Raw genomic sequence first — 9,436 nt, 5'->3', positions numbered from 1 at the left:
CACGGTTGAGCTGCCCGCAGGCACCGAAATGGTGATGCCCGGCGACAACCTGAAGTTCAACGTGGAACTGATCGCGCCAATCGCCATGGAAGACGGCCTGCGCTTCGCCATCCGCGAAGGCGGCCGCACCGTCGGCGCCGGGGTTGTTTCGAAGATCGTCGAGTAAGGTGTGGCTTGCGGCCTTCGGGCCGCAAACGCACCGCAGCTCTCTTCGGACAACGAACGCCGTCCCGGATCTGATCCGGGACCTCTAGGAACATCAAAGGCCGCCCCAAAACGGGGCGGCCTTTTTTTCTTGGTTCATCGGTTTATGGAGTTTATGAATATTCAAATTGTAGTGCTTATTTGTTGGAGATTTTTCTATGACCCCAGATATTTTGGAGTTTTTGCGCTATGGCGCATTGGCAATTTCGGCATTTTGTTTATTTTTGTCGTTTTTTCTTGTCTACCGAGGAGACCGCAGCAACCTACAGGTCTTTGGCTTTATGAGTTTTTCCGTTATTGTACTTGCGGCCTCGATATTCGCTGACCCAAATTCAGGGATTGGAAGAGTTGTGGGGCAGGTAGGAGGTGACCCGAAGCTTCCCGAAGTGCAGGTTGAAGCATCGACTGTTAATCCAGTACAGAGGGGAATTTGGGACTCCGGTTGGTTCGAAGTCGAAGATGGAAAAAACTACAAATTGGACCACGACATGACGTCTGAGCCATTGGTTGCGACGATATGGTATCGACGAGATGGCTCCGATGACATTCATATGATGGATGGCATCTACGAGAATACTGGTGGTTATGGCGCATGGATCATGGACCTGAACAGCAGTTCACTTGTTGTATCGACCGGAATCAACTCCTCGACATCAGGTTACGGTCAATACAACCACTGGACAGCAATTGATCGCGGCGCCGAAAGCGGGTCAGTCGCTCGGTCTATCCGCGTCGTCATAAGCTACTAATCTTTTACCGTAGCGTCGGTTGATCACTATTTGAATGCTTCTGCTTGGGCACGTAGTTCAAACTCTCAAAACCCCTTTACACCACCCCCGACTCCCCCTATACGCCCGCTATCCAGCAAGGGTGCGGTCCGCCGTGCCCTTTATACGTTGGACAAAAGACGCGATGAGGGTGCCGGATGAGCCGGTATCGTCCAATCCGATCTTCACCCCAGTATAAGGGGATGAAATATGGCCGTTCAAAGCCAAAACATCCGTATCCGCCTCAAGGCGTTTGATTACCGGGTGCTTGATGCAAGCACACAGGAAATCGTCAGCACAGCCAAGCGCACAGGCGCTTCTGTTCGTGGTCCGATTCCACTTCCAAACAAGATCGAAAAATTCACCGTTCTGCGTGGTCCCCACGTTGACAAGAAATCCCGCGATCAGTTCGAGATCCGGACGCATAAGCGCCTTCTCGACATTGTGGACCCGACACCGCAGACCGTGGACGCGCTGATGAAGCTCGACCTGGCCGCCGGTGTTGACGTTCAGATTTCCGTATAAGGAGTAGACATCATGCTCCGTACCGGACTTATCGCAAAGAAAGTCGGGATGACCCGGCTGTTCATGGAAGACGGCAAGCAGATCCCTGTGACCGTTCTTTCGCTCGAAAACCTGCAGGTTGTCGCACAGCGCACCGCTGACAAGGACGGCTATGTCGCCGTTCAGTTGGGTGCCGGCAACGCCAAGGCAAAGCGCACATCCAAGGCGATGCGCGGTCACTTTGCCGCCGCCAAGGTGGAACCCAAGCGCAAGGTCGCTGAGTTCCGCGTGGCCCCTGAGAACCTGATCAATGTGGGCGAAGAAATCCTCGCCAACCATTACTTCGAAGGTCAGTATGTGGACGTGTCCGGCACATCCATCGGTAAAGGTTTTGCCGGTGCGATGAAGCGGCACAACTTTGGTGGTCTGCGCGCGACACACGGTGTGTCGATCTCTCACCGTTCGCATGGCTCTACCGGCCAGTGTCAGGACCCCGGCAAGGTGTTCAAGGGCAAGAAGATGGCCGGTCATATGGGTGCGGCGAAAGTCACCACCCAGAACCTGCAAGTGGTCAAGACCGATGCCGACCGCGGCGTGATCATGGTCAAGGGCGCTGTTCCCGGATCAAAAGGTGGCTGGGTCACAATCAAGGATGCGGTCAAGAAACCGACCCCTGAAAACGTGATTTACCCTGCCGGTCTGAAATCCATGAAGGAAGAAGCCGAAAAGCTGGCAGCCGAAGCCGCAGCCGCAGCCGCCGCTGAAGAGGAGGCCGCCGCCAAGGCCGCCGCCGAGGCAGAACAGGCCGCACTGGAAGCCGCTGAAGCCGAGGCCGCAGCCGAAACAGATGCCCCAGAAGAAGGAGGCGACAAAAATGAAGGCTGATGCAATCAAACTGGACGGCAAGAAAGCCGGGTCCGTTGATCTGAACGACGACATCTTTGGTCTGGAGCCCCGCAAGGACATCCTGCACCGCGTCGTCCGCTGGCAGCGTAACAAGGCCATGGCTGGCACACATGATACGCTCGGCCGGTCCGAAGTGTCCTATTCCACCAAGAAGATCTATCGCCAGAAGGGCACCGGTGGCGCACGCCACGGCTCGCGCGGCGCGCCGATCTTCCGCTCGGGCGGTGTCTACAAGGGGCCAACCCCCCGCAGCCACGCCCACGACCTGCCCAAGAAGTTCCGTAAGCTGGGTCTGAAGCATGCGCTGTCCGCGAAAGTGGCCGCAGGCGAGCTGGTGATCGTCGACACGATCGAGGTGAAGGACGCCAAGACCGGCGCGCTGGCCAAGATGGTCGGCAACCTGGGCTGGAAACGCGCACTGGTCATCGACGGGGCCGAAGTGAACGAAAACTTCAAAAAGGCCGCGGCCAATATCTCAACCATTGACGTGCTGCCCAGCCAGGGTGCCAACGTCTATGACATCCTGCGGTCCGACACGCTCGTGCTGACCAAGGCAGGCGTCGAAGCACTGGAGGCTCGTTTGTCATGAGCGCGAAAGCAGAACATTACGACGTGATCCGCAAGCCGATCATCACCGAAAAGGCAACCATGGCGTCCGAACAGAACGCCGTTGTCTTCGAAGTGGCGATCGACGCCAACAAACCGATGATCAAAGAGGCCGTCGAAAGCCTGTTCGGGGTCAAGGTGAAGGCGGTCAACACATCGATCACCAAAGGCAAGGTCAAGCGGTTCCGCGGCTCACTCGGCACCCGCAAAGACGTCAAGAAAGCCTACGTGACGCTCGAAGAGGGCAACACGATCGACGTCTCCACCGGTCTGTAATCCGGTCTACATAAGAATGACAAAGCCCTCGGCAATCGCCGGGGGCTTTTTCGTTGTAGGGTGGGTACAACCCACCATCCCGACATTGGCGTAAGCCGGGCGCGCGCCTGCCCGTGGGATGGCGCAACTGCCCTTGACGTCTGGCACTTTATGGCAGCCACACATACGCCAAGGATGCGATGCGCGTGACGCCACCAAAGCGCCAGCCCGCCGGAACGGGCAGGCGCTCGCCCGGCGCCTTCGGCTTGTTCCGGGCTGGATTGGGTTATCTGAAAGCTGTATGGGTTTTCCACCTGCGCAAATTATTTATCATGTGGAACACGTCGATTGTCTGGAAGCCTTGGAACTGAAATTCTAAAGAGCCGCCGGGATGAGATTGAAAGTGTACGTGGCACCTCTGTGACTTCTTCTAAGTTCACTAAATGGAAACGTGACACCGAAATTGCTATAGAGCGGGTCTTTTCATCGGATTCCAGACATAGCAACGACTTCAAGGGAATTAGTTACACGCCTAGCAGCTATATGATGGACAATCCCGAACCCGCATTTGCTAGCGCTCTCCATATGGGACTTGATCAAGCTCAGGCAATTCTGTCTTCGATGATAGATGAAATCGACACGTACGGTCTGCCGGATGATTTGAAAGTGGCTGCGCCGGATATGTTAAGCTTGATCGAAAAAATCTGTCAAAAACTTCACGTTGCGGCACGCCAACTTAGGAATCGTCATAGTGGTCGGCCAACACTTGAGATCAATGATGAGTATGATGTTCAGGATTTGCTGCACGCGTTTCTGCGCCTACATTTTGATGATGTGCGGCCGGAAGAGTGGGTCCCCAGTTACGCTGGAAGTTCATCCCGTACCGACTTCTTGCTAAAGATCGAACGCATAGTGATCGAAGTCAAAAAAACGCGAGCAGGTCTAGATGATCGGAAGCTTGGGGAAGAGCTTTTGATTGATCGGGAGAAGTATCAGAAACACCCCGATTGTGATACGCTAGTGTGCTTCATTTATGACCCCACGGCGAAGGTTGGAAACCCGGGTGGTCTCGCACGTGATCTTGAAGACCATCAAGGTTCTTTAAGAGTACGCGTGATTATCGCGCCATAGTGGTTTGGATCATACATCGTACTTGACCTGAGCCGCACACCCTCCTATCAGGCCCTATCTACTCAGCCTCGGATTCGTCCGGGGCTGCGCTTTTATTACGTCGGGCACCTACGGGGGCCTTAACCACATAGGCCTCAGCTGAGGCCGCCAAGCAAACGGAAGAAGCTAACATGGCACTCAAGTCGTACAAACCGACGACGCCGGGCCAGCGTGGGCTGGTGCTGATCGACCGTTCGGAGCTTTGGAAAGGACGTCCTGTCAAGGCCCTCACAGAGGGTCTGACCAAGTCAGGCGGCCGGAACAACACCGGACGGATCACCATGCGTCGCATTGGTGGGGGCGCGAAACGCCTTTACCGTATCGTCGATTTCAAGCGCAACAAACTGGACATGTCCGCTGTTGTCGCCCGCATCGAATATGACCCGAACCGGACCGCTTTCATCGCACTGATCCAGTACGAAGACGGCACACAGAATTACATCCTTGCCCCGCAGCGTCTGGCTGTCGGTGACAAGGTGATCGCGTCGGCCAAGGCCGATATCAAGCCCGGCAACGCAATGCCGTTCAGCGGCATGCCGATTGGTACTATCGTTCACAACATCGAACTGAAAGCAGGCAAAGGCGGCCAGATCGCCCGCGCGGCAGGCACCTATGCCCAGTTCGTCGGTCGTGACGGTGGCTATGCCCAGATCCGCCTGTCGTCGGGCGAACTGCGCCTGGTTCGCCAGGAATGCATGGCGACCGTTGGCGCGGTATCCAACCCCGACAATTCCAACCAGAACTTCGGCAAGGCTGGCCGCAACCGCCACAAGGGCATCCGCCCAAGTGTCCGTGGTGTGGCCATGAACCCGATCGACCACCCCCATGGTGGTGGTGAAGGCCGGACATCTGGTGGTCGTACGCCTGTAACCCCATGGGGCAAAGACACCAAGGGCAAGCGTACCCGTAACAAAAACAAAGCGTCGCAGCGGCTTATCGTCCGTTCGCGTCACGCCAAGAAGAAGGGTCGTTAATTATGGCTCGTTCCGTCTGGAAAGGCCCGTTCGTCGATGCCTACGTGCTGAAGAAAGCCGAAGCATCCCGCGAAAGCGGCCGCAACGAAGTGATCAAGATCTGGTCGCGTCGTTCTACCATCCTGCCTCAGTTCGTTGGCCTGACCTTTGGGGTCTACAACGGCAAGAAGCATATCCCCGTCAACGTCAGCGAAGACATGATTGGTCAGAAGTTCGGTGAATATTCACCGACCCGCACCTATTACGGTCACGCCGCCGACAAAAAAGCGAAGCGGAAATAAGTCATGGGCAAGGAAAAGAACCCCCGCCGCGTGGCCGACAACGAAGCTATGGCAAAACTGCGCATGCTTCGCACGTCCCCGCAGAAACTGAACCTTGTGGCTGGCCTGATCCGCGGCAAGAAAGTCGAACAGGCACTGACCGACCTGACTTTCTCCAAAAAGCGGATCGCTGGTGACGTGAAGATATGTCTTCAGTCCGCCATCGCAAACGCAGAAAACAACCACAACCTGGACGTCGACGAACTTGTTGTCGCCGAGGCTTATGTGGGTAAAAACCTGATCATGAAGCGCGGACGCCCCCGGGCCCGCGGCCGGTTCGGCAAGATCATCAAGCCGTTTTCGGAAATCACCATCAAGGTGCGTCAGGTTGAGGAGCAATCATAATGGGTAATAAAGTAAACCCGATCGGCATGCGCCTCCAGGTCAACCGCACCTGGGACAGCCGCTGGTACGCCGATACCAAAGACTACGGCGACCTTCTTCTTGAAGACCTCAAGATCAAGGACTTCATCAAGAAAGAATGCGCTCAGGCCGGCGTCAGCCGCGTGATCATCGAACGCCCGCACAAGAAGTGCCGGGTCACTATCCATGCCGCTCGCCCCGGTGTTATCATCGGTAAAAAGGGTGCGGATATCGAAGGTTTGCGCAAGAAGCTGGCAAATCTGACATCGTCCGAGTTGCACCTGAACATTGTCGAGGTCCGCAAGCCCGAGCTGGATGCAGCCTTGGTCGCCGAATCCATCGGCCAGCAGCTGGAACGCCGCGTGTCCTTCCGTCGCGCGATGAAGCGCGCCGTGCAGAACGCCATGCGCATGGGTGCCTTGGGTATCCGGGTGAACCTCGCCGGTCGTCTGGGTGGCGCTGAAATCGCACGTACCGAATGGTACCGTGAAGGCCGCGTGCCGCTGCACACCCTGCGTGCCGATATCGACTACGCACTGTACGAGGCGATGACGCCTTACGGGATCATCGGCATCAAGGTCTTCATCTACAAAGGTGAGATCATGGAGCATGATCCGTCAGCGCACGATCGCAAACATGCCGAGCTGCAAGAGGGTGCCATCCCTCGCGGCCCCGGCCGCCGCTAAGGAGTAGATGATATGCTGCAACCAAAGCGCACCAAACACCGCAAGCTGCACAAGGGCCGCATTCGGGGCGAAGCCAAGGGCGGGTCTGACCTGAACTTTGGCACCTACGGCCTGAAGGCCATCGAGCCGGAGCGTATCACAGCGCGCCAGATCGAAGCCGCCCGTCGTGCCATGACGCGCCACATGAAGCGTCAGGGCCGCGTCTGGATCCGTATCTTCCCCGATACGCCCGTGACGTCCAAACCCGTCGAAGTTCGTATGGGTAAGGGTAAAGGCTCCATCGATTTTTGGGCATGCAAGGTCAAACCCGGCCGCGTGATGTTCGAAATCGACGGCGTTAACGAAACAATCGCCCGCGAAGCCCTGCGTCTGGCTGCGATGAAGCTGCCGATCAAAACACGGACAGTGGTTCGGGAAGACTGGTAAACCGACGATCCCTTCGGGACCCGTTTGAGAAAATAAACCCCCGCCGATTTCTCGGCGGGGGTTTATTGTTACCAGATTCCCCACGTCACCAACCGTGCGCAATTCGAACATAGGTTCTGCGCAATCTTCCCGTAGTTGTGCGGATCATCAAACACATCATAGAACCTTTCAGATGTTCAAAACTCATCTGACTGCACTGCTTCTTTCACTGGTCCTCGGCTCTGCAGCGACCGCCCAATCGGGGACACCAGGCGTCTTCTATATCGGCGGCGGGCTAAACAACGACGGCGCCACCACCGAAACAGACGAAACCCCCTTCGTCATCGGCGTTCTTGGTTCTTCGAGGTCCAGCTCACTCCTCTTCGGCTTTGATATCGCTGCCGAAGGCGAAATGCCCGATTCCACCTATGGCGGCGACTCGCTCCGGCAGGCATTGTCGATCAACGCCCTGATCGGCGCGAACGTCTACAAAACCTCGGGCTTCAGAACCGACGCATCGCTGATTCTCGGGCTGCGGGAATCCTTCGCCGATTGCTCCGACTCTTTCATCGGCTTCCAGTGCTATGCCGCTCAGTAACCAGAGGTCGATTATGATTTCAACTATGGGGCGCTGATCAATTTCTCCTTTGAAAGCGTGACACTCGGGATACGCGCGACAGGGGTCAGCACACAGGCAGTCCTCGGGTTCAATTTCTGAAACCGGTCGCCAGCGATGATGGGCAGCCTTGCCCATCATCCGCCCATAGGCGGCAAATGCCCCTTCAATCCTTTCTCCTCGTAGCACTCGCCATTGCCGGATAGGGTGGGGATCAAGTGAACTTCGGATCACGCCACTCTCACGAAAACGAAAGGGATTATCTCATGTCCATTCTCAAACGCGGCCTCATGGGCGCGCCGGTCAAACGTCTGCAAAGCAAACTGGGCGTCACCGCCGATGGTGATTTCGGCCCGGGCACCGAAAAGGCGCTCAAGGACTGGCAGGCCGCCAATGGTCTGGCCGCTGACGGCATCGCCGGTCCCGATACATTTGCGGCGATGGGCCTGCACGAACTGATCCTGCTGCGGCAGGGATCGCGCGGCGCGCAGGTCAAGAAACTGCAAGCGGCGCTGGGTGCGACGGCTGACGGCATCTATGGCGCCGGCACCGCCCAGAAGGTCAAGGATTTCCAGGCGGCCAACGGCCTAACCGTCGACGGTATCGCGGGTCCCAACACGCTGGCGAAAATGGACAGCTTTGCAGAAATCACACCCGCTGTCGTCGAAAAAGCCGCCGTGCAACCGGACGAAGAACATTTCGAGGCAGAGCCATTGCCAGACCTGAATGGCACCGACGTCGCCGAAGCCGAAGAAACGGCAGAACCGCCTACCTCGGTCTGGGGCAGGGTCAAAGGTTGGTTTGGCTAAATCCAACAGCGCCCCTGCCGCCCAAGGCAGGGCAATCCCCGTCCCGCCGCCTATAGCCCCAAAGCCCGGCTCATCTCGTCCGGCGGTCACGGACCGCGCGATAGGAAACAGACCACACCGGCCACGGGTCTGCAGGGATCACGCGCGACCCCCCTATTTATTCTCGGTGGGTTTTTCAGGCTACAGGGCAGGTCGCTGCCTAACCCCAGCTATAGTTGAAACTGACGGATATCCGTTCGTCATCTTCGGCCATATTCATAGGCACTTCGTGTCGCAGCCAGCTTTCCCACAGCAGGACGTCACCGACCTGAGGTGTCACGTAGATGAACGGGCGCAACTCATCCCGCGCCTCTTTTGTCCGTGTCGGGGCGGCCATCATCATGGGCAGGCGCGGGTCTTCGAGTTTCAGCGCGCTTGCCCCGTCGGGCATCGCCACATAGGTCGTGCCGCTGATCACTGAATGGGGGTGTATGTGGCCGGTATGGATGCCGCCGGGGGGGAGGATGTTGATCCAGATATCTTCCAGCTTCGGGGACTTATCGCCCAGATCGAACTGCAAATCCTTTGCGAATTCAGCCACATGAGCGTCCAACGCGCGGGCGAGATCGGCAAAGATCGGGAACCGCCATGGCAGGTCGGTCAGGGACGCGTAGGAGGTGTAGCCGGGATAGCCATTCGCCTCGCACCAATCCTGCCCGGCCTCGTCGTCATCGGCGATGACAAGGCAGGAGTTCTGCAGCTCGGTCGGGTCAACAGCATTGCCACGCTCGGACAGTTTGGCGTGGTAAAGACGGGTTGCGAAAAGGGATCTGATATCAGCCATGGCCCGTCTTAACCCAGGCCATAGCGAT

Annotated in this window: 14 protein-coding genes and 1 pseudogene; 14 read left to right on the top strand and 1 reads right to left on the bottom strand. The window is 57.1% G+C overall.

Going from position 1 to position 9,436, the window contains the following annotated elements; translation table 11 throughout:
• The 14 genes and pseudogenes from tuf to ACFWW2_RS07925 all read left to right on the top strand — a co-directional run.
• Window positions 1-166: pseudogene (tuf, locus tag ACFWW2_RS07990) on the top strand (elongation factor Tu); the annotation flags it as partial.
• A gap of 196 nt (window positions 167-362) precedes the next feature.
• On the top strand, window positions 363-953 hold the full coding sequence (locus ACFWW2_RS07985; protein WP_393927432.1) for a hypothetical protein: 591 nt from the start codon (window positions 363-365) through the stop codon (window positions 951-953).
• A gap of 228 nt (window positions 954-1,181) precedes the next feature.
• A complete protein-coding gene (rpsJ, locus tag ACFWW2_RS07980) occupies window positions 1,182-1,496 on the top strand; it encodes a 30S ribosomal protein S10 (protein ID WP_339954202.1) in 315 nt (104 codons plus the stop codon).
• 12 nt (window positions 1,497-1,508) lie between these two features.
• Entirely contained in the window at window positions 1,509-2,360 is an 852-nt protein-coding gene (gene rplC / locus ACFWW2_RS07975; RefSeq protein ID WP_393927431.1) for a 50S ribosomal protein L3, read from the top strand.
• Window positions 2,350-2,970, top strand: coding sequence for a 50S ribosomal protein L4 (gene rplD / locus ACFWW2_RS07970; RefSeq protein ID WP_393927429.1), 621 nt, complete (start codon window positions 2,350-2,352; stop codon window positions 2,968-2,970). Before rplC ends, rplD begins: the two co-directional genes overlap by 11 nt.
• Window positions 2,967-3,263: a 50S ribosomal protein L23 gene (locus tag ACFWW2_RS07965; RefSeq protein ID WP_393927426.1), complete on the top strand. Its 297-nt coding sequence runs from the start codon at window positions 2,967-2,969 to the stop codon at window positions 3,261-3,263. Before rplD ends, ACFWW2_RS07965 begins: the two co-directional genes overlap by 4 nt.
• Window positions 3,264-3,590: 327 nt before the next feature.
• Complete coding sequence (locus ACFWW2_RS07960; protein WP_393927423.1) at window positions 3,591-4,373, top strand: hypothetical protein; 783 nt, start codon at window positions 3,591-3,593, stop codon at window positions 4,371-4,373.
• 170 nt (window positions 4,374-4,543) lie between these two features.
• Window positions 4,544-5,386, top strand: coding sequence for a 50S ribosomal protein L2 (rplB, locus tag ACFWW2_RS07955; protein ID WP_393927421.1), 843 nt, complete (start codon window positions 4,544-4,546; stop codon window positions 5,384-5,386).
• A gap of 2 nt (window positions 5,387-5,388) precedes the next feature.
• On the top strand, window positions 5,389-5,667 hold the full coding sequence (gene rpsS, locus ACFWW2_RS07950) for a 30S ribosomal protein S19 (RefSeq protein WP_008236480.1): 279 nt from the start codon (window positions 5,389-5,391) through the stop codon (window positions 5,665-5,667).
• Between the two features lie 3 nt (window positions 5,668-5,670).
• Entirely contained in the window at window positions 5,671-6,051 is a 381-nt protein-coding gene (gene rplV, locus ACFWW2_RS07945) for a 50S ribosomal protein L22 (protein ID WP_393927419.1), read from the top strand.
• Window positions 6,051-6,755, top strand: a complete 705-nt coding sequence (rpsC, locus tag ACFWW2_RS07940; RefSeq protein WP_393927418.1) for a 30S ribosomal protein S3 — start codon at window positions 6,051-6,053, stop codon at window positions 6,753-6,755. Before rplV ends, rpsC begins: the two co-directional genes overlap by 1 nt.
• 12 nt (window positions 6,756-6,767) lie before the next feature.
• Window positions 6,768-7,181 (top strand): 50S ribosomal protein L16, encoded by a 414-nt coding sequence (gene rplP, locus ACFWW2_RS07935; protein ID WP_100367924.1) that lies wholly within the window; start codon window positions 6,768-6,770, stop codon window positions 7,179-7,181.
• Window positions 7,182-7,353: 172 nt separating this feature from the next.
• Complete coding sequence (locus tag ACFWW2_RS07930; protein ID WP_393927415.1) at window positions 7,354-7,758, top strand: hypothetical protein; 405 nt, start codon at window positions 7,354-7,356, stop codon at window positions 7,756-7,758.
• A 284-nt stretch (window positions 7,759-8,042) separates the two neighbouring features.
• Window positions 8,043-8,585: a peptidoglycan-binding domain-containing protein gene (locus ACFWW2_RS07925; protein WP_393927414.1), complete on the top strand. Its 543-nt coding sequence runs from the start codon at window positions 8,043-8,045 to the stop codon at window positions 8,583-8,585.
• 199 nt (window positions 8,586-8,784) lie between these two features.
• Here the strand turns inward: ACFWW2_RS07925 and ACFWW2_RS07920 are convergent, their stop codons facing one another.
• Complete coding sequence (locus ACFWW2_RS07920; RefSeq protein ID WP_393927412.1) at window positions 8,785-9,408, bottom strand: TIGR02466 family protein; 624 nt, start codon at window positions 9,406-9,408, stop codon at window positions 8,785-8,787.
• Window positions 9,409-9,436 lie beyond the last annotated feature (28 nt).

Source organism: Yoonia sp. R2-816, assembly GCF_046762905.1.
Taxonomy (GTDB): Bacteria; Pseudomonadota; Alphaproteobacteria; order Rhodobacterales; family Rhodobacteraceae; genus Yoonia.
This window is presented reverse-complemented; position numbering and strand designations above follow the sequence as displayed.